The 21,191-nt window shown below is 60.7% G+C and carries 22 protein-coding genes, 2 tRNA genes and 1 pseudogene; 7 read left to right on the top strand and 18 right to left on the bottom strand.

The window, feature by feature from the left end; genetic code table 11:
- Window positions 1-45: 45 nt before the first annotated feature.
- Both Pan44_RS13805 and Pan44_RS13800 read right to left on the bottom strand, forming a co-directional pair.
- Window positions 46-786: a hypothetical protein gene (locus Pan44_RS13805; RefSeq protein WP_145030619.1), complete on the bottom strand. Its 741-nt coding sequence runs from the start codon at window positions 784-786 to the stop codon at window positions 46-48.
- Window positions 786-1,037 (bottom strand): hypothetical protein, encoded by a 252-nt coding sequence (locus Pan44_RS13800; protein ID WP_145030618.1) that lies wholly within the window; start codon window positions 1,035-1,037, stop codon window positions 786-788. The genes Pan44_RS13805 and Pan44_RS13800 overlap by 1 nt, the downstream gene beginning before the upstream one ends.
- Window positions 1,038-2,055: 1,018 nt before the next feature.
- On the opposite strand from Pan44_RS13800, the gene Pan44_RS13795 reads away from it, so the two are divergent.
- A complete protein-coding gene (locus Pan44_RS13795; RefSeq protein ID WP_145030617.1) occupies window positions 2,056-2,736 on the top strand; it encodes a recombinase family protein in 681 nt (226 codons plus the stop codon).
- 319 nt (window positions 2,737-3,055) lie between these two features.
- Here the strand turns inward: Pan44_RS13795 and Pan44_RS13790 are convergent, their stop codons facing one another.
- The 3 genes from Pan44_RS13790 to Pan44_RS13780 all read right to left on the bottom strand — a co-directional run bounded on the left by Pan44_RS13790 (window position 3,056) and on the right by Pan44_RS13780 (window position 4,956).
- Window positions 3,056-3,550, bottom strand: a complete 495-nt coding sequence (locus Pan44_RS13790) for a hypothetical protein (protein ID WP_145030616.1) — start codon at window positions 3,548-3,550, stop codon at window positions 3,056-3,058.
- Window positions 3,551-4,160: 610 nt separating this feature from the next.
- Window positions 4,161-4,481 (bottom strand): hypothetical protein, encoded by a 321-nt coding sequence (locus Pan44_RS13785; RefSeq protein ID WP_145030615.1) that lies wholly within the window; start codon window positions 4,479-4,481, stop codon window positions 4,161-4,163.
- A gap of 58 nt (window positions 4,482-4,539) precedes the next feature.
- Window positions 4,540-4,956 carry a hypothetical protein gene (locus Pan44_RS13780; protein ID WP_197453311.1) on the bottom strand — a complete coding sequence of 139 codons (417 nt, stop codon included), beginning with the start codon at window positions 4,954-4,956 and terminating at the stop codon, window positions 4,540-4,542.
- A 472-nt stretch (window positions 4,957-5,428) separates the two neighbouring features.
- Between Pan44_RS13780 and Pan44_RS13775 the strand changes: the two genes are divergently transcribed.
- The 6 genes and pseudogenes from Pan44_RS13775 to Pan44_RS28275 all read left to right on the top strand — a co-directional run.
- Entirely contained in the window at window positions 5,429-5,887 is a 459-nt protein-coding gene (locus Pan44_RS13775) for a hypothetical protein (RefSeq protein WP_145030613.1), read from the top strand.
- A 176-nt stretch (window positions 5,888-6,063) separates the two neighbouring features.
- Window positions 6,064-7,080: an AAA family ATPase gene (locus tag Pan44_RS13770; protein WP_145030612.1), complete on the top strand. Its 1,017-nt coding sequence runs from the start codon at window positions 6,064-6,066 to the stop codon at window positions 7,078-7,080.
- A gap of 114 nt (window positions 7,081-7,194) precedes the next feature.
- Complete coding sequence (locus Pan44_RS13765; RefSeq protein ID WP_145030611.1) at window positions 7,195-8,031, top strand: hypothetical protein; 837 nt, start codon at window positions 7,195-7,197, stop codon at window positions 8,029-8,031.
- On the top strand, window positions 8,031-8,300 hold the full coding sequence (locus Pan44_RS13760; protein WP_145030610.1) for a hypothetical protein: 270 nt from the start codon (window positions 8,031-8,033) through the stop codon (window positions 8,298-8,300). Before Pan44_RS13765 ends, Pan44_RS13760 begins: the two co-directional genes overlap by 1 nt.
- 61 nt (window positions 8,301-8,361) lie before the next feature.
- Window positions 8,362-8,562 carry a helix-turn-helix domain-containing protein gene (locus tag Pan44_RS28280; RefSeq protein ID WP_145030609.1) on the top strand — a complete coding sequence of 67 codons (201 nt, stop codon included), beginning with the start codon at window positions 8,362-8,364 and terminating at the stop codon, window positions 8,560-8,562.
- A 1-nt stretch (window position 8,563) separates the two neighbouring features.
- Window positions 8,564-9,676 (top strand): annotated as a pseudogene (locus tag Pan44_RS28275) (tyrosine-type recombinase/integrase); the annotation flags it as partial.
- 223 nt (window positions 9,677-9,899) lie between these two features.
- Here Pan44_RS28275 and Pan44_RS13740 read toward each other — a convergent pair.
- The 13 genes from Pan44_RS13740 to Pan44_RS13685 all read right to left on the bottom strand — a co-directional run bounded on the left by Pan44_RS13740 (window position 9,900) and on the right by Pan44_RS13685 (window position 21,157).
- Window positions 9,900-9,972, bottom strand: a tRNA-Lys gene (locus tag Pan44_RS13740).
- 1,452 nt (window positions 9,973-11,424) lie between these two features.
- Window positions 11,425-11,610 (bottom strand): hypothetical protein, encoded by a 186-nt coding sequence (locus tag Pan44_RS13735; RefSeq protein ID WP_145030608.1) that lies wholly within the window; start codon window positions 11,608-11,610, stop codon window positions 11,425-11,427.
- A complete protein-coding gene (locus Pan44_RS13730) occupies window positions 11,607-11,882 on the bottom strand; it encodes a hypothetical protein (protein WP_145030607.1) in 276 nt (91 codons plus the stop codon). Before Pan44_RS13730 ends, Pan44_RS13735 begins: the two co-directional genes overlap by 4 nt.
- Window positions 11,875-12,039, bottom strand: a complete 165-nt coding sequence (locus Pan44_RS27410) for a hypothetical protein (RefSeq protein ID WP_197453309.1) — start codon at window positions 12,037-12,039, stop codon at window positions 11,875-11,877. Before Pan44_RS27410 ends, Pan44_RS13730 begins: the two co-directional genes overlap by 8 nt.
- 410 nt (window positions 12,040-12,449) lie before the next feature.
- Complete coding sequence (locus tag Pan44_RS13725) at window positions 12,450-13,967, bottom strand: hypothetical protein (RefSeq protein ID WP_145030606.1); 1,518 nt, start codon at window positions 13,965-13,967, stop codon at window positions 12,450-12,452.
- A gap of 313 nt (window positions 13,968-14,280) precedes the next feature.
- A complete protein-coding gene (locus Pan44_RS13720) occupies window positions 14,281-14,667 on the bottom strand; it encodes a hypothetical protein (protein WP_145030605.1) in 387 nt (128 codons plus the stop codon).
- 11 nt (window positions 14,668-14,678) lie between these two features.
- Window positions 14,679-16,679 (bottom strand): phage major capsid protein, encoded by a 2,001-nt coding sequence (locus Pan44_RS13715; RefSeq protein WP_145030604.1) that lies wholly within the window; start codon window positions 16,677-16,679, stop codon window positions 14,679-14,681.
- Window positions 16,679-16,939 carry a hypothetical protein gene (locus tag Pan44_RS13710; protein ID WP_145030603.1) on the bottom strand — a complete coding sequence of 87 codons (261 nt, stop codon included), beginning with the start codon at window positions 16,937-16,939 and terminating at the stop codon, window positions 16,679-16,681. The genes Pan44_RS13715 and Pan44_RS13710 overlap by 1 nt, the downstream gene beginning before the upstream one ends.
- Window positions 16,940-17,664: 725 nt before the next feature.
- Window positions 17,665-18,969: an AAA family ATPase gene (locus tag Pan44_RS13705; protein WP_145030602.1), complete on the bottom strand. Its 1,305-nt coding sequence runs from the start codon at window positions 18,967-18,969 to the stop codon at window positions 17,665-17,667.
- A complete protein-coding gene (locus Pan44_RS13700; protein WP_145030601.1) occupies window positions 18,917-19,180 on the bottom strand; it encodes a helix-turn-helix domain-containing protein in 264 nt (87 codons plus the stop codon). Before Pan44_RS13700 ends, Pan44_RS13705 begins: the two co-directional genes overlap by 53 nt.
- A 270-nt stretch (window positions 19,181-19,450) precedes the next feature.
- Window positions 19,451-20,566 (bottom strand): tyrosine-type recombinase/integrase, encoded by a 1,116-nt coding sequence (locus Pan44_RS13695; RefSeq protein WP_145030600.1) that lies wholly within the window; start codon window positions 20,564-20,566, stop codon window positions 19,451-19,453.
- Window positions 20,567-20,664: 98 nt separating this feature from the next.
- Window positions 20,665-20,735: transfer RNA gene (locus tag Pan44_RS13690), tRNA-Gln, on the bottom strand.
- A 224-nt stretch (window positions 20,736-20,959) separates the two neighbouring features.
- Window positions 20,960-21,157: a cold-shock protein gene (locus tag Pan44_RS13685; protein WP_145030599.1), complete on the bottom strand. Its 198-nt coding sequence runs from the start codon at window positions 21,155-21,157 to the stop codon at window positions 20,960-20,962.
- Window positions 21,158-21,191 lie beyond the last annotated feature (34 nt).

The following is a 21,191-nucleotide window of genomic DNA, read 5'->3' as shown; positions in this document are numbered from 1 at the left end:
TCGCCCACCGGGGGAACAATGCCCGGCGGGTCTCTCATGTTTCGATTAGAGGAACGAGATCGAGGCCAGGGCCTTCGATCCTTCCGGCGTGTGTCCGGCCAGGATGCTCAGGGCTTCGGAAGGATCGAAGCTGTCGCCCTCCTGGTTGTAGCTCGGGTCGAACAAAGCCCGCTCGTTCATTGCGAATTCGATGGGCGTTTCTGACCAGGTCTGAAGATCAACACCCAGGGATTCCAAAAGCGCCTGAGGAGTTTTCATGGGCACAGGCTGACTGCTCTCGGAGAACGATTTCGTGGTGGCCGGGCGGATGACTACGTCGACTGAGAAGACCTGATCGACGGATTGCACAACGGTGCGATCCAGGGCGGAAAACGTGTAAACGGCCACATGGCTGAATCCGACATCCTTCAGCCTTGCCCCGTGCTTTTCGGCCTTCTGGGAAAACTCGAACAATGCCCGAAGCTCCTCACCCGCCTTGTTCCCGTTCAAACGAATGTCTCCCCGAGGGCGACCAAGGCCGTCGACAGTGACACTCTCCACGATCCCAGCGAGGGACTCGACTCGTCGACTGATCCCCGCGTCCATGTCGTGATTTAGATAAACGTGGACGCCTTCGTAGAGGGCCTTTGCCCGCTCAGCGCCACCGAAAGCCGAAGCCGGGATGGATCGGCCATTGAGGGACTGAAGTCCACACAACAAGACGTTCCGGATGGTCTCTGCTTTGCGTCCCTCATCGGCAATCGACGACTCTGCCAGGAAGCCGTCAAAGGTGAGTGCTTCGCCCATTAGATGCACGCTCCCGCCAGCTCGTGGCATGCTGCCGAAGGCTGTCCCTGGACGACCTCATACGTCGGCGAATTGAACCTGTCCCGCCCCGCCAGCTTGAGCCGCTTCGACCGGATCGCCAGACCAATCAGCCGTGATGCGGTAGGTCCGCTGAACCCCAGCCCGGCGGCGATCTCTGCCCGACTGGTCGCCGCTCCACTCTTCACAGCTTCGACGACCTCACTGACCATCGCCTCTTCGTTCATCTTCACTATGCGCTCCTGTGTGCCCCCGTCTATTGGGGTATTCGTTCGTGCCTGTGTCTTTAATAGCACAGGTATACCCACACCGTCACAACCGCTGCCGTTGATCCGCACTCCTGCACTACTGAGTCATACAACACCGCAGGAGGCCCCTGGAGGCTCATAGGCGTGATCCAGTCGTGTCGGGCATGAGAGTAGCCGCACAGTCTGAAAGGGGCTGTACGGGCCGTTCTGAGGGCCTGGAGAGGGCAAGCCTGGGGAGGGTGCCAAAGAGGTCGAAAGAGGGTGACCAAGGCACGCGAAAAGGATCGGGAAATTCTCGGAAAGGTGAGCCGGTCGGGAGGGGAATCCAGGGCGTTTTGTGCAACTCATTGAAACTTGGTTTTGGGGCTACAGGGGCACAGAAGTACGGGCTTTTTCAGGGTTGGAAGGGGTGGATGCGGGCTTGTTGGTGACATTCTGACCTGGGGCGGACGTGGGAGAGTCTCTGCCGAAAGCCGGTGGAGGTGTGCGTTCCTCAATACCTCCACCCACAAGCACTTACGTCGGACACTCCGTTCCCATTGTCCGATTTGACCCTCCAGGGGTGCACCTGACTACCTGGCGGAACTGCAGGCCCTGGAAGGGGATCGGGAAGACAGGCAGTCAGCGTGTCCATTTTAGTGACCTCGCGTCAGTAAATGGTATTTTTGGGACAACCCATCCACTGCCCATCTACCTGCCCTCAGGTCTCCAACCCTGACCCCTCCAGCGACCGCTCACCTGGCGACATCACCGACCCTCCTGACGACCCCGCCCACAGTCCCGAATCTCATCGCCCAACCCCACCCACCACTCGGCCTGTCGTGCCTTGGTACGCGACCGTGGAAGCCCTGGCAATGACCCACAACAGCACCAGCAATAGCACTCCGAATACCACTTTCAGAATCTGGCAATATCAGCAGTAATACACACATATAGTCATTGACATATACTCACGCTTGACGATGATACGCCTACCGCTTTCCTCACCCCTCTTGAGGCACTCATGACCACGACTTCCGCAGTGATCTACATTCGCGTCAGCACCGACGAACAAGCCAAGGTTTCAGGTCTCGGCCTGGAGGTCCAGGAGTCGGAGTGTCGGGCGTTCGCACAAGCACAAGGCCTCTCGGTCTCAGCGGTATTCACCGATGGCGGAGTTTCGCGGTCGACATATCTGACCGAGCGCCCGGCGATGTCAGCACTACTGTCTTCCATCAAACGCGGGGCCACGGTCATCGTCCACAAGCACTGCCGGCTTGGTGATAGTGTCGCAATCGCAATGATGATGAAGGAAGCCAAGCGGAAGGGGGCAAGGCTGTTGGTCGTCCACGGCGACAACAGCGGTTCCGACGAAGCCCTTCTCCTGGCCGGTGTGCTCTCGATCATCAGCGACCACGAACTCCGCAGCATTGCATCCCGCACGAGGAAGGCCCTGGCGCAGAAGAAGGAACGGGGCGAGGTCTACACTCGCCGCGTCTACGGGTTCCGGGCTGTCAAGAATCAGCTCATCGCCGATGAGGCCGAACTGGCCGTCATTGCCCGCATCCAAGTCGACGCAGCCTCAGGCCTGTCGTGGGCAGCGATTGCAAGGGGCTTGAATCTGGCACGCATCCCCGCACCCTCCGGAACGGACTGGCATCCCCGCACCTGCCAGCGCATTGCGGAGCGGGCTTCGGCGGCATGATGTCGCTGGCACCCGTCGACGATTTCCCGGATCATCAAGCGGGCTAATCAGGCACAGGAGGCTTGACTACGCCTACCGTCCTCTGAGCAGTTCATTAGCTAGTCATCATGAAAATCAAACGGCGCGAACTCTGCACCATCCTCCTGGATTTGACAGTCATTCTTATCTACCTGGGGCCGTGCCTCGCAGCCGTTGCCGTGTCATTCGCACTCCAGGGCCTGACGCAGTGGATAGTGCTCGGTCTGGGTTTTATGTGGCCCGTAGGAGTCTGCGTAGTGGGCCTGTACCAAGGCTGCGACTGACAGCCCGGCTACCCGAATCATTCGACATGCCGAGCCAAGACCACGTCAGCGAAGCCGTCATTCCAGCTAACCAAAAACAGACCGTTGTCACGCTCCAAGATGAAGAATGGGCCGATACTGCATTTCTCTGCTAATGACGACTCCAGCACGACCAGCGCTTCCTCGCTGATGTCGTTTCGTCGCGGAGGACGCACTCTCCACGTGCCCTTGCTGGCCCCACAGAGCACATGCTGCCGGATGCTGTCGGTGACTTGAAAGGACAAGTCCCCTTCGGCCTCGTAACTTCCGTCAGTATTCAGCTTCAGGACCACTCGGTCGTTACGGAGGCCATGATACTGACCGCTGCGGTCATCGTCGTACGAATATGAGCCGGCCAACTCCCGCAGGGTGAAATCCCGACCTGAGTACGGCGAGCGGTTGATGATCGATACGAAAATCGTGAGCAACAGGCCAAAGGCGACGAACGCCATCAGTGCCACCGCAAATTCCCGACGCCGCATCCAGGTCGCCATCAAGATTCCTGCCAGGCAGTTGACCGTGCTGGCCCACTCAGACGACCTAGATCGTACGCACTGCCTGCGTTCCCTGCAGCCTCAAGAGCACACGTCCGACCACATGCGTCGACAGGTGGTCGTAACGACCTTGTTTCCGAACAGAGGCGTCAGGTGGGGACCGTCCCCACCTCAGCCGCTCCACAGTCTCGAAAGGGCAAGGACGGAAAGACCTATCCGGTCAAGCCTCCCGAGCCACGTCAGAAGGCTGAGCCGAAGCCCGAGAAGTCTTCGTCGAAGAAGGCGTCGGGCGTCGAGGACACAGCAGGGTCCGCTACACCACCTGGCGATGCCTGTGCCACACCGTGAGCATGTAGAACGTCCAAAGCATGCCGATCGCCACGAAGGGCAGGCCCATTCCACTCGCGACCGCCAAGACTGTCGACAGCACGGAACAGCAAATGGCAACAAGACGAAGACGTTGTTGCAAAATCAGAATGTCATTCATCAGCTCGACGCAGATTCCGTCACCAACTCAGGTCGAACCGCGGCGCGCACTCGACAGACGAGTTCTAACGCCGTGCGACGGGGCGGGGAAGGTATTCTCCGGTCCCACGAGGCACCCGACCACTCATTCACGAGACGCCGGGTACGGCCCAACCAGTTCGTCGATTTTCTGCCAGTCAGTGATCTGTTCGATTGTCGGCCAGATTCGACGCGAAGACCGGAAGTAGGCAAGGTCTCCCGCGAATCGCCCCAAAAGTGCACCGATGGTGGTGTGGCCGATCGCTGGCATTGTCGGGACTGCCATCCAGTAGATCGCCAACCCGATGAGCAGCATTATGAGCCACCGAAGGCCGATGACCCGCACCATGTCGCCAGATCGAACGCCGAATAGCCGTCGCCGCTGGTAAGCCCGGAGAAGCTGGTGCGATTGGCTGTCGAGATTCATCGGGTGCCCTGGCTGCTGATTGACGCCGCTCAGCGTAACCGATCGACCGGCATCGCAGTCACTCCGTGATGGTGTGTCTATCCCAGCACTCCAGCAGCAGCCGATTTTGGCGATCACGCCAGGCAACAATCCCAATGCCATGCGCTACGGCAAGCACGCCACAGGTGAACAGTAGACCGCACAGCCATCCAGTACGCACCCCGACGTAGAAAGTGGTGCCATCGACGGCAGTTGAGATGCTGGCGTCGGGAGCACCTTTCAGAGCGTCCGCCGTGGACTGCCACTCTCGCTCAATCCAAACGACAGCAGCGGCTCCCGCGGATGTGGAAATGACGCCAACAAGGACCAGGAACGCGGCCAGCTTGCGACGGTTTCGCTCGTAACGTCGAACGCTCTCGACCACGTCCGAGTCGGTGACGGTTCTTGTCCACTGCATGACCGCCTGAACGTCCGTGCCATCCCAAAGGATCACCAAATCCCGGTCGTCCGCTCATCGCCAGCGGTCTTCCCCAAGGGTTTCACCCGGCACCTGGCCCGATCCGGACGTTCCTGGAAAGCCTGAAGTCGACCGGGGAAGACCGCAGTAGCCGGCGTTTTTTATCCCGGGAATAGGCCCTGGCACACCGAATAACTGCCGCCCGCCTCAGCCTGACGCCAACTATTTTGACGCCTCACAAAAATTCTTTGCCACAGACTGGATAAGAGGTTACGCCGAGAGTTGGGCAAAATCCGTCAACAAGTTGCTTGCGCAATACCGCCCTCTTGAACTATGGTCGGTGCAAGCCTGCGAGACTCAGTCCTGCCGGCGAAAGACTCTACGGCTTCCCGCTCAGTGGAAGCACTACTGCGACCGACCATGTCGCACTCTGCGTTTGGCCGCCAGGTTGTTCCGGCGGTCGTCACCATCTCGCGGCTGCAGACGCCGTGTGTCCATTCAGAGGGTTTCGTTGGCACAGCTTGAGGAAGATCAGTTCTACATCGCCCGCCTCGTCGAGGGCGTTACTCAGGGGATCACAAGTCGACGACGGCTGGCCCTGTTTACGGGCGTCTCAGACGCCAAGTTCACCCGACTTGCCAGCAGGGCGATCATCGCCCGAAAGATCGTCATGCTGAACGAACCGGACAGGCACGGAGGCGTCGTCTTCGGTCTGTACGGCCAGCAAGAGCAGACGACCGAACTCTCGCCGGCAACGCAGACGGAGAAGGCTGAAGCGTTTCTGCGGGAAGTCCTTGCTGACGGTCCGCTCCCGTCCGTAGTCGTCGAAGAGATGGCGATGACACGCGGGTTCCGGCGAGGTGTGCTGAAGTCGGCCCGCGCCTTAGTCGGCGTCCAGGCCGTGCGGGACGGCGAGGTCGGGCGCTGGAAGATGCGTCTCCCCGAGAGTGCTTCGGTCGCGTCCGTCTGACTACCGAAATGCCGCCAATTCATTTCCTCCGGCCTAGAGAATGGAGGAATGGAAGAATCTATCGGGCATCGTGTTCCCCAAAACTGACGTTTTTGGGGGGACACTCTCAGGTTGCCTTGTCACGACTGAAACTTACAGCGATGGAGGATTCTTGAACCCAGAGAAAGACCGTCGACGTGGCTGACAACGCCGTCACGATCGACATGAATAAGGTACTTCGGAGAGGAGCCGAGTTCAGAAGAGTGGCCGAACAGCGTCGTCTCCGATCTTACATCGTCGAGGGGATCATCCCCCCGTCGAGCCTACTCCTGGTTCCAGGACTACCGCAGTCGGGAAAGAGCACACTCTTCGCGGCCCTCGCGACGAGCGTTACTGCACAACAGCCATTCCTAGACCGGAAAACGACTGCCCGGACTCCGTTCATCTGGCTCAACGCCGATTGTGCCGGGGAAGACTTCTTCCTCGATCAGGCACAGAAGAGCTGGTTTCCGGGGATTCAGGATGCGTTCGATGAATACTTCTTCGACGTGCATCCTGACACGCTCAACAGCACGGTCACGTCGAGCTTCCTGGCTCAATGTATCTCAGTTGCAGAGTCCCATCTCGGGACACATCAGCCTGGTGTGCTCGTGGTCGACACTATGCGAAACGCGTTCTTACGCGGTGCCGGCGCAGGTGCTGAGAACGATCCCGGGATCATGGCCGGAATACTTCGACCGATCAGGGAACTGACACGAAAGTCCGGTTGGACGATTCTGCTCTCGCACCATTCGGCGAAGGGGTCAGGAGCTTACGCCGGATCGACTGCGATTCTGGCGAGTTGTGACGGCGAACTGACGCTGAAGAGGTCTCCAGTCGACATCAATCGCATCGACTTCGTCGTGTCGATTCGGGGGATGGCTCCGCACAGTTTCAAGCTGATGGACACGCCTGACGGTCTGAAGGTGCTGGCTCAGAACACCGGAACGAAAGCAACCAGCATTTGCGCGAAGCTCGTCGAGTCTCTTCCGCGTGGTAAGTCCAACGCAGTGACAGACGAGCATCTTCTGGCGTTGAACATGAGCTTCAGGAAGACGCTTCTCCGCAACACGCTGAACGAATGGGCGGCGAGTGGAGAGCACGACGTGCGGCGGATCGGGAAAGGCCGTAGGGGCGACCCATTCAAGTTCTACGTTGAGGCAGTTGTGGCGTGACCTGACACGCCTGTGCCATTGACGGCTACGAAGCCAGGCCCGTGCGGGCGGGTGCTACGACCAACCAAGAACCCGGCGAAGGATCGTCGGGATGAACCACTCTTAAAGGAACCAATGACACACCTTGATCCGCTCCGGGGAGCGTACACTGCATCTGGCTACGACGGCGTTCTTGATCCGAAACGGATCGTCGAGACCGCGGAATACGTTGTCGAACTGGAAAGACTCACGACCGCGATTCCTCGCCTTCATCGCGAAGTGAAGAACCTGCGGGATACGGCACCACCGTCGAACGATCAGATTCTCGCTGCGATGCTCGAAAAGTGCAGCGAGGCGACACAGCCCGACGAGGCCGGGCGACTGGCCCAACTGAGGGCTTCCGCCGATCGGTTCGCTTACTCGCTCACTCACGTCGGCTACCCCCGAGCATCAATCCAGGCCGAAGCGACTCCGGCACTCAAGGGTCTCTACTCGACCGTCAACCTGGAACAGCTTCGGAGCGACTTCGCGAAGCTGAATCGGGATGACAGCAAGGCCATCGAGCACGTTGCCAAGCTGAAAGACGCCGAGTCGCAGTTGGCGAAGATGGAACAATCGCTGGCCGATCACTCCGCGTTTGTGCTGGGCTGCTTCAAAGACTGCTGCCTTCCGCTCATGTTCCGTGGCAGTCCACGTGCCGCGATGCTTTCGGACTTCGGCCTACCTGGCACCGCCACCGACATCGAAATCGGTCTGTGCATCCTCCGACAGTTCGGTAAGGACTGGCGTGCCGTCGCTGCATGTTGTCCGGTTCCTGTCTCTACTCACGGGACAGCAATTTCCAGCATGTCATCCGATCGCCGGAAGGCCTGGACGAAGGCTTACGTGGCAATGGGCTTGCAGCCCGGTGATCCAACGAAGCGGAAGTTGTACGCCCCACGCGTCGAGCCGAAGGCGGACACGGGTCGATAATGGACACCACTTCTGTGGAGTTCCGACACGCGTACAAGACAGGCCAAGAAATTGCAGAGGCTGTCGGCCGGATGTTTCCGGGTGCATTGGCAGATCATCTGATTGCGGCTCTGGTCACGACCCGACTCTCGACCCAAATCGACTTCGGCGAAGTTGATGACCCTGACGACCTGACCATTGGGGCGCAGGCGGACATCTCGCCCCTATGTCGGGCGTTGATTCCGGCGCTGGGCGCGATCGGTGTGGCGGTGCGGTTCGACGACGTTTGAAGCGTGCTACGACTACTTCACGGCCCTGGCGGGCTTCGTTCTGCCAGGGCCTTTTCGTTTCATGGAAGGAAGCATGGAAGCACTTTTGACGCGTGAGGACGTAGCCGAGGCCCTGGCTGTGTCCCTGCGAACTGTTGACTACCTGAGGTCGTCCGGCAAACTGTCGGCCGTCCACATTCAGCGGTCGGTCCGATTCCTCCCCGATGAGGTCAGGAAGTTCGTCGCTGAGAACACGACTCGTTCCGGCTTAGGAATTCTCTGACATGGCCTCTGTCTTCAAGCGTGGCGGGAAGTCGAACAAGGCCGGCCACTGGCAGATTGAGTACACCGACCACACCGGGAAACGCCGGAACGCGTCCTCGAAAACAACCGATAAGGCGACAGCCGAACGTGTCGGCCGCAAGCTCGAAGCGGATGCCGCCCTCCGTCGCGAGGGGATTATCGATGTCGCTGCCGAACAGGTGATGACCGAGTCACGTCGGCCGATTGGTGAGCACATCCACGCGTTCGAGAATCGGCTGAAGGCTGCGGGACGATCCGAGGTCCACATCTCGGACACCATGCGGCAGATACGTGCCATCGTCGACGGCGGACGGTTTCTCACGGCAGCGAACATCACATCGGAGGCAGTGGAGACCTACGCCGCGAAGCTGAAGGATCAAGGAATCGCGGCGGGGACAATCCGCGGCTACCTGACTGCCATCAAGTCGTTCACGAAGTGGCTCACCGAAGAAGGCAAGCTCGACCGCAATCCTCTCGCCCGTGTGTCCAAGCCGAGTGCAGAAACTGACCGCCGCCACGAGCGTCGAATGCTCCTGCCCGAAGAATGGGACTATCTCAGCCAGCACACAGCGACGGACAACGTCGAACGGTTTGGGATGCCGGCAGAGGAGCGTGTCGCCCTCTACGCCACTGCCATCCAGACCGGCCTACGATCGTCGGAACTGCGAAGCCTGACACCGGGCCGACTATTTCTCGACTCCCCTACCCCGTACGTGACCTGCAAGGCCGGTTCGACCAAGAATCGGACCGAAGGTCGGCAGTACCTCAAGCCCGACCTTGCGGCGTCGATCAGGCACATCGCGGGGATGCGGAGGAAGGGCCAGCCGGTGTTCCAGCTCCCAGCGAAGTGGGACATGGCGACGATGCTCCGACGCGATTTGGAGGCCACAAGGAAGGCGTGGCTGTCAGAGGCTGACGGCAGTGGCGGTCGTGACGAGTCCGATTTCCTGGCGGTCGAAAACCACGAGGGAGAGACTTTGGATTTCCATGCCCTTCGGCATACCTGCGGGGCGTGGCTGGCGAAGGCCGGCAATCACCCGAAGGTGGTCCAGACGATCATGCGGCACTCGACGATCACCCTGACAATGGACACCTACGGACATTTGTTTCCCGGTCAGGAGTCCGAAGCGATTGCCACGCTGCCGGACATGGTCCCATTACAGTGGAAACGACAGTGGTCAGGTGACAATCCGGTGCAGCAATTTGCAGATGCTTGCAGCCCGGAGAAATCCCTCGTCCGTCGACAAGTCGTCGTAACCCAAAAGAAAATCCCACCTTTCAGCAATCCGACTAGGGATTCGCAAGGTGGGGGAGAAATGAAGGCGGTGGGACTTGAACCCACGACCTACGGATTAAAAGTCCGTTGCTCTACCGACTGAGCTACACCTTCGGCCGATTTGGACCGTAATGCCTGAATCCGGCAGCCGCAACCGGGGGCGGACATTTTCACGGGAAGAACGGGAAAGCGCGTCCTGCCTGAGCGATCGTGCGGTCGTCCGCGTTCCCGGGTCCTTTGCTCCGGACCCGAAAGGGGACCACGCGACTGGCGTCGCGGTTCGGCTTCTCCCGCCCCGGACGACCGGTTCTCACGATTGGGACACAGCGTTGCCCCTGCTCCCCAAACGGCCGGAACTCGCCCGCAAAGGGGACCTTGAATGAACGTTCGAGCCGGCTTCACCTCGCCATTGCGAGCCGCACACAGCAAAAGCCTCGCAGAGAAATGGATTTCCGCCTGAATCTGCTATCATTGCCAATGACCGGTGGGTTGTGGTTGAGCGATAGGTTTTAGCCCGCCCGTCAGCTCCTGCTCCCACCGGTCATTTTGTACTTGAGTGCGCGGAGCGCTGAGGGCACGTCGCCCAGTGAGTGCACCTGTTGCCAGTGAGCGCGCCTGGATGGCTGTGTGAACGAGTTGGGCTTCGTTCCCGCCAGACTCAGTCGCCCGCCGGCCCACGCCCAGACAGTCCATTCATTCTGACAGGGCATCATCTCGCTGAAGACGACAGGACGCGATCCGCGTCAGCAACCATTCCATCGCCCCGAAATCAAGAACGCCGCCCCGGAAAGCCTGTCCGGGAATTGGTGCGGCATGCCTCGAAGGGGCAATGCCATCCGCTCCGTCCGACGGAGTCTGGAGAAGTTCCTGGGGACTGACGCACGCCATCTGGCACCAGCCTGCCTGCAGAATCAGCCTGCCTGCTGAAATTGCCCCGCGAGGATTTGAACCTCGACTAAATGATTCAGAAGGCGGGGAACTGGATAGGCAAAAACCTGCAAAAACCCAGCATTCCACGGCATTCTAGCGGCCGGCGACTGACCCGCAATCATTTCATTTTTGATCGCGAGTTTCTAAGGGTTTTCGCACCAATTTGATGTGTCGGGGTCAGGTAGGGTCAGTCAATGATAGTGACGACAACCGAGCCAGGCGGGCGGCGCGCGTCCATTTGCTGCCACGTATACTCGCCGGGTGTCCATTCGGCCCTGTTCTTCGTTCTTGGACACGTAAACGAGAGTCTCGTTTGGTCGGGGGTAAGCCGGTGATCATTGAGGAAGAAATCGTGCCGATCTCCGCAAGATGTACAGAGAACGTTCGTCCATAGTTGGCCCATTGCGGTCTGCCCTTTCCGGTAATCAGAAAAGTAAAGCCCCGAGCCAGCTTTCGCCAGCCCGGGGCAGGAACCGGCAGGGCGTCGCTAACCGACCTGCCGGCGTCATCTGCAAATTTGCAGATGTCTCACTTCGCGCACGCGAAGGCGAACGTTGTTCGGCAAAACGCTTACCGTGGTAAGCGTTCTTCCTCCTCGCGCGTGCGCGCGAAGGCGAACCGGCAACCGTTGCCAGGTCACTTCGCGGCCGGCTTCTGCTCGAGCATCTTGAGCTTCTGCCGGACGGCTTCGTTGAACACCCAATCCCAATCGACGCCGCGACACTGCCGCACCGCTTCCGCCATCCTGCGATCGAGGTGGATGATGGTGCGGGCCCGGTCTGGAATCGGGGGCGTCCTGATGACCACGGGCGTCCTCGTCATCGGCGACCCTCCAGGGCGTCGAAGATGGCCGCGAACCCTTCCTCCGGCTCGACGGGCCAGTCCAGTTCCTCGACGTTGGTCCGCTCGGTGACGCGGCTGGCGTTGAACGCCTTCACGTCCCAATCGGTGAGCTTCGACGACGGAACGGGTTTGAACGCCTTCCGTTCCATCTCGCGACGATTCCGGCCGACATTCCGACCTCCCGGCCCACCGCTGCCGCCGGAACCTGTACTGCCTCCACGCGAGCCGGTGTACTGAGAGTGCTTACCCATTGGCGTCACCCCCTTTCCGGACTTCCGCCACAGCCATCACGAGCACCGTCGACGTGAAGGCTTCCAGTTCCTTCGCGGTTGGGAACGCCTGCTTGAGCCACAGGGCGTCCGTGAGCGGAATCGTGGCGTCGAGGCGGGTCGGAACCCACAACTCCACAGACGCAACGTCAGGGGCCTTCCTGCGAGACTGCCGGCCCGGCCGGCGGGGGTCAGAAAAGGTCTGGCGGGATGCCGACCCACGTGAACTCTTCACCGCATCAGAAATCATGGCTCGACTACTTTCGAGCTGCGAACCCCGGCCTCGGGATTCCGCCCGCGTCGAAATGGAAACAATTGTTTCCATTTTCGTCCGCGCAAAACGGAACCCCGATTCGGACGCACGCCGCGTTGCAACGGTGGAGATGAAGCCACCGCCTGCGCGGTTTCCCTGCGCAGGACGCGATGCCCCCGAACCGGGGTTCTGGGTTTTCATCTGAGGTTTTTGCGTTCATCTTGCCCCTCTTGCGAAGGGACTTCTTGCACCGACCATGATGCCTCACGCCGCCGGGGGCGTCAACGGGACGGCCGTCACAGGTTGAGCGGCTTGAGCATCATTGGATTCTTGCCCTTCGTCGCAACGAGCAGTTGCTGTAGGACGTCCAGCTGCATTTCCTGAACCTTGTCAGATTTCCCGCCAGCCCCTCCGGTGACACCCCGGAGCATGATGGACGCGGACTCGCTCGAACCGAACATGGCCGCCTTCATGGGCGACGGTTCGCTTTTCGTGACGCCGCCCGCTTTGTCCGGCTTCACCTGGGCCGTTTCCCGTAGTTCGTTCAGCTGATCCGTCAGCCGGCGAACTTCCTCCGCCTGCTCCATCGTGTAGCCGCCACGGAGCATTTCCCGGAGAGCGATGTCGCCCTTCGTGGCCTCGCCGGTCATCAATTCGATTTGGTCTTTGATGCGGGCAATGTGATCCGCGGCCGACTGCCCCAGGCGAAGTTGCTCCTCACGGGCCGCGTTGATCGCCTTGGTGGTGTCCAACTCAAACTGCAAGGCGCTCTTCTGGTCGCCAGCAGCGATGCTGACCTTCTGGTTTTCCAGGGCGGTGAACAGGTCAGCGGTCAACCGCAGGGATTCTGCAGTTGCCTGCCCGGCGAAGACTGCTGCTGACGCCTTCTCCTTCAGCGCCCGAACCTCGGCCTCCACTGCTTCCACTGTTCCGAGCGAGGCAATGCGCTGCAGCTCGGCGGCACGCTCACCATGCGCGGCCGCCTCCCGCTGTATTTGGCCGAGTTGCCCGAACCACTTCGCCTGCTCCTGTTGTTTTGCAATGAGCTTTTCAGATTCCGCCGCCATCTCCCGCAGAGACGCCGAAGCCGCTTCCCCGCCGGCAACGAAATCGAATGCCGTATCGGTGAAGTTCTGGAATGTCTCTGTCCCCTCCGTGATCCACTTGGCCCACGACTTCACGTCTTGGGCGAGCGTTTCATCGAGAACATTCATCACGGCTGTGAGGCCACTGACCTTCGCGGCCTGCGTCACAAACGCAACGCTCACGTCGGCCAGCTTCCCGCCAAGGTCCGCGAGCGCGAGAGATGCTTTCCCGCTGGCCTCGCCATACTCCACCCACGCCTTCGAGCTTTGTTCAGTTGGAAGGATGGACTTCCAGAGCGATTCCGTCAGCTCGTCGTTTGCGTTGGCGTAAGCGACCGTGGACGCCGTCACGACCGTCAGGCCGAGTGAGATGAGCTTGAGCTGCGGAACGACCACTGCCGCCAGGCTGATCGCTCTTTGCATCCGCTCGAGACTCGTCACCACGTCCCGGGCGGTGTCGATGACCGCGGACCCGAAGTCGATCACCCCGTGCAGGGCCATTGATCCGAGTTCGTGGAGAGCGCCGACGGCAATCTCGTGGAAGGCGCTTCCGATGGCCTGCAGGGAACCGATTGCAGCGTCACTCGCCAGCCTCATGGAACCCATGATGGCGTTGCTGAACGCCCCAAAAGCCGATTCCGTCTCCTGGAGATCCTGCCGCGACTCCGCGAGCGCCTCACGCAGTTCCGTTGAGTCGCCAGAGATTCCCAGTTGAATCAGGTCCGGCATCGTTCAGTTCTCCTGTTTGAAACCGCGCCGGCTGGCGTACGAATACCGGCGCGGCTGCCTGCGACAACAAGCCGCATTACGAAAAAACCCGCCGCAGCGTCCAGGTATGGCACAACCAATCCGCTGCGGCGGGCCCAGTGTTGCGGCCCCGGTGGACCGCAACTCCCCCCTGACCCCGTTAGATCGAGGGGGAAAGAAACAAATTCCGGATGAACGCCTAACGTGTGATACGTCATGGCTGCAGATTGCTCCGGGAGGACCCCCGGTCCGGAAACCCTCCCGGAATTCGTTCCGGAAGGGTTTTTCTGACGGGTCAGGACGGCAGTCCGTTCGCGTTGATCGTCTTCAATTGCACGGACCCGAACAGCGGCTGCGTCGTACTCGCCACGAGGGCCAATGGCTCGTCGCTTCCACCCGAGAACCAGCTGTTCTGATTCAGGGGTTTCACGACACCACCCGCAGGGCCGGCGACGTTGAACGTCAGGGACGCGCCAGGACCGCCGAAGTGCGGCGTCTCGCCTGTCTTGAAGTACAGGGCATTGTTCGTCCCCGCGCCGTACAGCTCGAAGGCATACGCCCGGAGCAACTTCCCTTCCCCGGGCGATTCCCGGAGGAGGTTGTCGCCGACGACAGGGGTTCCGCTGAACTCGATGTTCAGCGCCCCATTGTCGCCGGGCGTCGTGACTACCGTCAGTGCCATGTCATCGCTCCTTACGCCGCGTTCGCCTTGAAGGCCGCCTTCGGATCGGACAGCGAGCAGCCGTAGTCGAACACGACCCGCATCTGAGTCCCCAGCTGATCGAACGGGGCGTTCTCCATCTCGATCGTCGGAGTCTGATTCCCCTGCAGGAACCCGACCGTGACGGCCCGGGCGTTGGGCGGTCCGAAGAGATACCAGTCCGCCGTTGAGTTGCCGGTGAACTTCGTGTTCGACAGACGCGGTTCAACCACGAGCGTTGGCACGACGTTGTAGACCGGGTTCCCCGACGGCTGCAGTTCGTCGTCCGTGGTACTGCCCACCAGCAGCGCCGAATTCAGCAGGCCGCGGGCCCGGAATTCCTCAAGGGGCGGAACGGCCAGCGCCGTCGGCTGGATGTTCAGGTTGTGCCCCTGACTGTCCATCTGCGCCCGCATCATGCCGATGGCGGTTTGCAGGGAGGCGACTCCCAGGATGGAATTGGACGACAGCAGGTTGGCGTTGCCGACGGAGAAGAAGTTGTTGGCCTCGCCCGCCATGATGGTTTCCCAGATCAGGTCGAGCAGCGACCGGCCAGCAGACGTTCCCAGCATCGGCGAGAGCTGGTCGATGAACCCGAGGTCGTCGTTGATGACATCTTCGCGGGTCACCTTCAGCATCTTCGCGAAGGTTTTCACCCTCCATGCGTACGTCGCCTCTTCCTTGATGACGCCGTGCGTGATGGAGCCGCCCGGAGCCAGCTGCTCCAGGTTGCCGATTGCCGCCGGGCGAATTCCCAGCTGCTGCCGGAAATCTTCGGCGGACGCGACGTAGCAGAACGACCGCCAATCGCTGGTCGTCTCCTCGTAGGCCGACACCAGCGACCGGCCGACGGTATCGGCGAGGATGTTGGGCAGCGAGGTCGTCGAGAACGAAGCCCGCAACATCTGGTCGCGGCTGCCGTGTGCATCCGGGTCGTGCCCGGCCGCCCGAAGCGACTCTTTCGCCAGGTCGACCAGATTAGTCACACGCTGCCGGCGGGCAGCTTCGACGACCCGTTCGCCGTAGGCCTTGAGCGCCACCTTCTCGCCGCCGGAGCACCGCAGCAGCAGGGACGCGGAGAGGACGTTTCGATCAGCTTCCATTGGCGTCCCGTATCGACGGGAGTTGTCCGGAGCCGCGTTTCGAGCGCCGGCACGAAGAACATGCAGTTCCGTCGTTTCCGCGCTCCAGCCCCGCTCGATGGCGGTCGCCAGAATGTTCGGATGGCGGGCCGCAATCCGCTGGCACGCCGCAATCCGCCGGGACTCCGCAGCAGCACTGGCACGGACGCCGAAGGCCGCGCCGGCCGCGACGGTCTCAGGCACTTCGGCAACTTCGCCGGTCGACGTGCTGTTCGCGAGTGCGTCGTATCGCTCCTGCAACAGCATGATGATCTCGGGAGTCAGCGACGCCACTTCCGTGCCGAAGTTCTCACGGACCCAGGTTTCAAAATCAGGCATGACACTTCCCCTCAGGACTTTTGCAGCCCGACGGGCCGCGAGATTGACTTTCGTTGTCGAGTCGGCCCCTGCCGGCAAAACGGAAGTCTCGTAAAGCAATCCTCGGCGGACGTGCGTGAAGGGACCGCGGTGGTCGCGGCCGTTGATCTTCACGACCTGCCCCGCCGGCACGTCGAAGCAATCACTGCAGTGCACGCCCACGCTGGCCTGCCATTGCTGGCCGGCATCAGCAGCAGCGAGCACGTTCTGGACCTGAGTCGAAACGCCAGTCACGAGCCCCGCGAGAGCGAGGCACTTCCCGTCGTTCTGAATCTTGTCCACGGAGCCAAGCGTCGTCTCCGTCGTCGCCTGATGGTCGAGCAGGATCGGGAAACTACCAGGGGCCTCTAGTCCCGCCAGGTCGAGCACGACAGGCAACTCAAAACCCTCAACCAGCATCTTCCCGCCGTTGTAGGCGAGGATGCTGAACCGGCGCGGTTTCCCGTTCCGGTGTCCGGCTGCCCGAAGGTCAAGTTTTGCTTTGAGCCTGAGCATCAGTTCTGCGTTGCCGCCTCAAACTTGGCCGCGGCGTCCGCGAGTTCCTTCTTCAGCGAGGAGCACCGATTGGCGATGGTCTCGGCGTCCTTCACGGTGAAGTAACCGACGGTGTTGAGCACCATCGCGAACTTGATCCCGGTTTCCTGCATGACGACGCAGATCTGCGCGGGCAGAAGCCCGAGCATGCCGCACAATCCCCCCATGCTCAGAAACTGCATGTCGTCGGCGGGTGCGAACTGCTGAAAGTTTTGGTCCATTTCAGATCTCCTGAGCCGATGTTACGGAGGGAGCGCTGGCCCCCTTCCAAATCTTGGAAATCACTCGATGACGAGGAAGAATTTCGCGCGACAATCCCGGCACGTCTTCCACTGAATCCGGCTGCCGTCGCCCTGGTCGAGACTGCGGTCGGTCGTGTGGTCCGTGCCGTCACAGCTCGGACACCTCACCCGTGAGACGATGATGACCGGGCGAGACGGCTTGAGTTCATCGGGAAGCGGTGGGAACACAGAACGCCCCTGACCCCATGAGGATTGTACGGGAAAAGGTGAAAACAAAACTGACTCTCACGCTGGGCAACGTGTGATACATCCCGGCGCGAAAGAGGCCGGAAGGACCCTACGGCGTTCCGATCGTGAAGCGTTCGAGCGCTGTGCTGATGCGCCTGAGCTCCAGGAGCACGAGAAACCCGATGTGACGTTTCTCTGCCAAGGCATTCTCGCCCCGCTTCAAGATCTTCATGTCTCGGTGAACGCCAGCACCCGAAGCGTAATACGCCGGGTCTGCGAGAGTTTCAGCCAGCAATTCGCTCCGAGATAGGTCGTAGGACTTCGGGTCGTCGAGCTCGGTCCGTCTTACCCCTGCCGCGGGTGGGGGAGGGGTGGGACGCACGCCCATTACATAGGGCGTGCGTCCTACCCTCTCACCCCCCTCCAGGTGAGACGGTAAGACGCCACGTGCGACGCCCGTCTTACCCTGTGACGTTTTACCCTTCGGTTTGCGTGGCTGTGCCATTGGTGATCCTTCGATAAACGGTGCAGTTGTTGCCCTCGTGTTTCGACTTCGATTCTTCGATCAGGCCGGCGCGCTTGAGCCGGCTGATGGATCGATTGATCTTTGTCCCGCCGGCGCCGGTGAGTCGCTGAAGTTGCGTGCGAGACTGCCAGTCGGTGAGAGCGTCGAGCATGGCCGCGTCAGTTTCCCGATCCTGCTCGGCCTGACGTTCTTTCTTGTTGCCCTTGAGTGCCGACGTCTTGACCTCGTCGGCTGGCACCCAGAGCGGGTATTTGAAGCGCAGAGCGAAGGGTTCCGTCGGCGGGAAGCTGCGGACGGCAGACTCGACGACGACGACGCCCTTTTCGGCGTGCTCGCGCATCACCATGTGACAGTCGACCGCTCTCGATTGAGCGCCGGCACCCGACCCGACGTCGGTGATCGACTTGTCAGACTGGTTTCCTTTCGACGCATGGTGGATGCCCAGAATCGCCGCCTGGAGATGCTCGGCCAACTCGACCAAGCGGCAATAGGCTGCAGCCATCGACGTGTTGTCGTTCTCGTTTGTTCCGGCTGGCCAGGCCCGATAAAGCGGGTCAAGGATGATCAGCGAGTAATAGCCCGGGGATGTGTCGCAGAAGAGCCGATCAAAGCTGTCCAGCGTGATTTGTTTTCCGCGTAGACAGAAGACGTCGACGTGATCCCAAAAGTCGTCGGGGTCAATGCTCAACCCAATGCAGACGTCGACGAGTCGGGAGCACAGGACGCGTTTTTCCAGCTCGAAGTCGATCAGGCACGCCTTTGCTCCCAGGTTCTGTACTGAAAACCTTGAGAGCCAATCCCCCTCGGTCATGTGCGCGATCACCAATTGATCAACGGCGAATGTCTTTCCGATTTTGGGAGGCGCGACGAAGGCCCCAACTTCACAACGACGAAGAGCGCGGCAAATGACCGCCGGCTCGAGCGAGAAGTTTGCGGGCGTCGTCAGCAGCGACGCGAGGTCATCGGGAAATATCCGATAGCTCGGGTGCGATCGGAGTGCGTCGAGCTGCTCGCGGCTCAGCGGCCACTGGACCTGCGACGACGATGTTGGTGACGGTGAGGGGTCGGGGGGCGATGGCGGCGAACGATACGCAACGCCATTGATGACCGTAGGCTTCATGCCCATAATGCGGCTGCTCCTTGCGAGGGAGTGAAGATCCAAGAAAAGCCCAGGGAGTCGTCGCCCTGGGCTTTTCAATTGGCTAGAGGATTCCGGCCGCGGCCAGCTGCTCGTCGGCCATCGACGTCGAGACATCCTGGGCTTGCCGCTTCACCGCGGAACAGGCCTCGACGAACTTCAGAAAGTCTTCCCGGGTCGTGCGCCAAGCACCCATGACGAACACCGCCCGCAACTTGATTCCGTTGCGGCCGCGATGAACCCATCGCCAGCAGGTCGGAGGGGAAGGCCGCTTGCCGGTCAGTTCTTCGGCAGCGGTTGGAATTGAAAGCAGGGTCGGGGATGACATCGCGAATCTCCACGCGCCCTGCGTCCACGTGGACGATGAGCGCGAACATGGGGAAACGAATGCCGTCCTTCGAAGGACGGCAACGATGCCGGAGAGTGGCGAAGCGGTGCACGACACTCCCCAGCATTCGGTTCCCGTCGTGCGGAGATCCGAGGCTTAAAGGACTCACACGCTACGGTTATGGGTCCGTGCGGACAGCACGGCCGAATTGCGGAGTCACTTGACGACAACGATAGAAAGATGCCGCGTGATGTCAACTCCTTTCATTTTCTATCCGATCATCGCCACGACAGGTCTCGCGGCCTTCTGGTCGGCCTCAGCGTAGATTTCGGATGTGACCGCCGACGAATGGCCAAGGACGACGCGAGCGCCTTCGACTCCGCCGATCTTCCTGGCAGATGTTCCGAACGAGTGCCTGATTTGATTCGCTGACCAGTGAGGAACCTTGGCCTTCACACACGCTCGACGGATGGCCGCTGCATAGCCGTGGATCGTGTACCGACGTCCGACCTTCCGCGGTTTCGCCCCTGCCCTGTACCGCTTCGCGACGAGGTCGTTGATGGCGTCCTGGGGGCGGAAGGCGTAGTCGTCGGGGCCGGCCATAAATTCTCGCAAGACCGCCTGCCCCTTCGGTCCGATCATTACCACCCGCTCTTTGCCGTGGTGCTGCGTCTTGTGACGGTGGGGCCTGTACTCCCAAACGTCGGACGTCATGTCGATGTCGCACGGCCGAACGATCAGCGCTTCCGTCGGCCGCGCGCCGGTCGCTCGCTGAAACTCGATGACTCCCCAAATCTGCCGGCTGACGTGAGTCTTCACAGCCTCGACCCAGGCGTCGGGAACCGGCTTCACCGGCTCGGTTTCTCGCGCCGCCGATCGGCCGTACTTCAGATCCGTCACAGCCTCGAGTTCGGTGAGGACAGACGCGGGAATGAGCCTCTTTCCGTCGCCCAGGGCCCAGCGAAACATTCGACGGATTCGACCGACTTCGCGATTGACCGTCGTACGGGCCAGACCCTCATCGATGAGCGTCTGGCGAACCGCGATCAGCATGGCGCCGCTGAAGTCGACCGCGAGCACCGCGCGGTACATCCGGTTGACTCGCTTCAACACCCGCTGCACTGCCGAGAACTCCGTCGTCGGCACGCCATCCTTGCGGTAGTGGGTTTTGCACCGCTCGACGTAGAGCAGGGCCAGCTGCCCGATGGTGAGGGTCGACGGAGGGGCGTCGGCCGATTCCTGCCAGCGGGAAATCTCCGCGGCGTACCGCTGATGAGATTCCGGCGTACCGTAGACGCCCAGGTACTTTCGCCGGCCGTCGATCTTGACGTACGCCTGGCCCGACGTTGAGTGCCGGCAGTAAGCGGGAATCGTCTTGCGGGGCATAGTGCAGCCTTGAACCGGGTCAGTGCCGGGTCAGGTTTTTGCTGCACTGTCGCGAGACAGGTGGACGCAACATGCGTCTCAGCTAAGACTTATCCAAATTGCCCCGCGAGGATTTGAACCTCGACTAAATGATTCAGAATCATTCGTGCTACCGTTACACCACGGGGCAAGGCGGGCGGGATTCTAAGAACCGACGCCATGCGTGCCAAGAGCGGCGGCCAAAACAATTCGCTCCTTCAACATCTCCAGGACACGGACCGTGCCCTTTGGTTCATGCGCTCCAGAAACTCGAGGCGGCATCGATTTACCGTGACAGTCGCAGCGATCAGTTCAGGCCCAACTATAACAAAGGCCGGCACTGTGGCCGGCCTTCGTGATTCACGGGAATCAGAATTAGAGCGGCCGCACATTTTCCGCCCGCGGCCCCTTGGGGCCTCGCCCAGGATTGTAAGAAACCCGCTGCCCCTCGCGGAGATCGTCGAAACGAACGCCTTCGAGGTTCGACATGTGGAAGAACAAGTCAGCCCCACCGCCAGTGTCGATGAAACCAAACCCCTTGTCAGTCAACTTTTTGATCTTTCCCTCGGGCATCACTCACACACTGCCTGAACTTAAAGGCTCTGCG

Origin of the sequence: Caulifigura coniformis (assembly GCF_007745175.1) — a bacterium.
GTDB classification, from domain to species: domain Bacteria; phylum Planctomycetota; class Planctomycetia; order Planctomycetales; family Planctomycetaceae; genus Caulifigura; species Caulifigura coniformis.
Note: the sequence above shows the minus strand (reverse complement) of the source record. Positions and strands in the feature narration are given on the sequence as shown.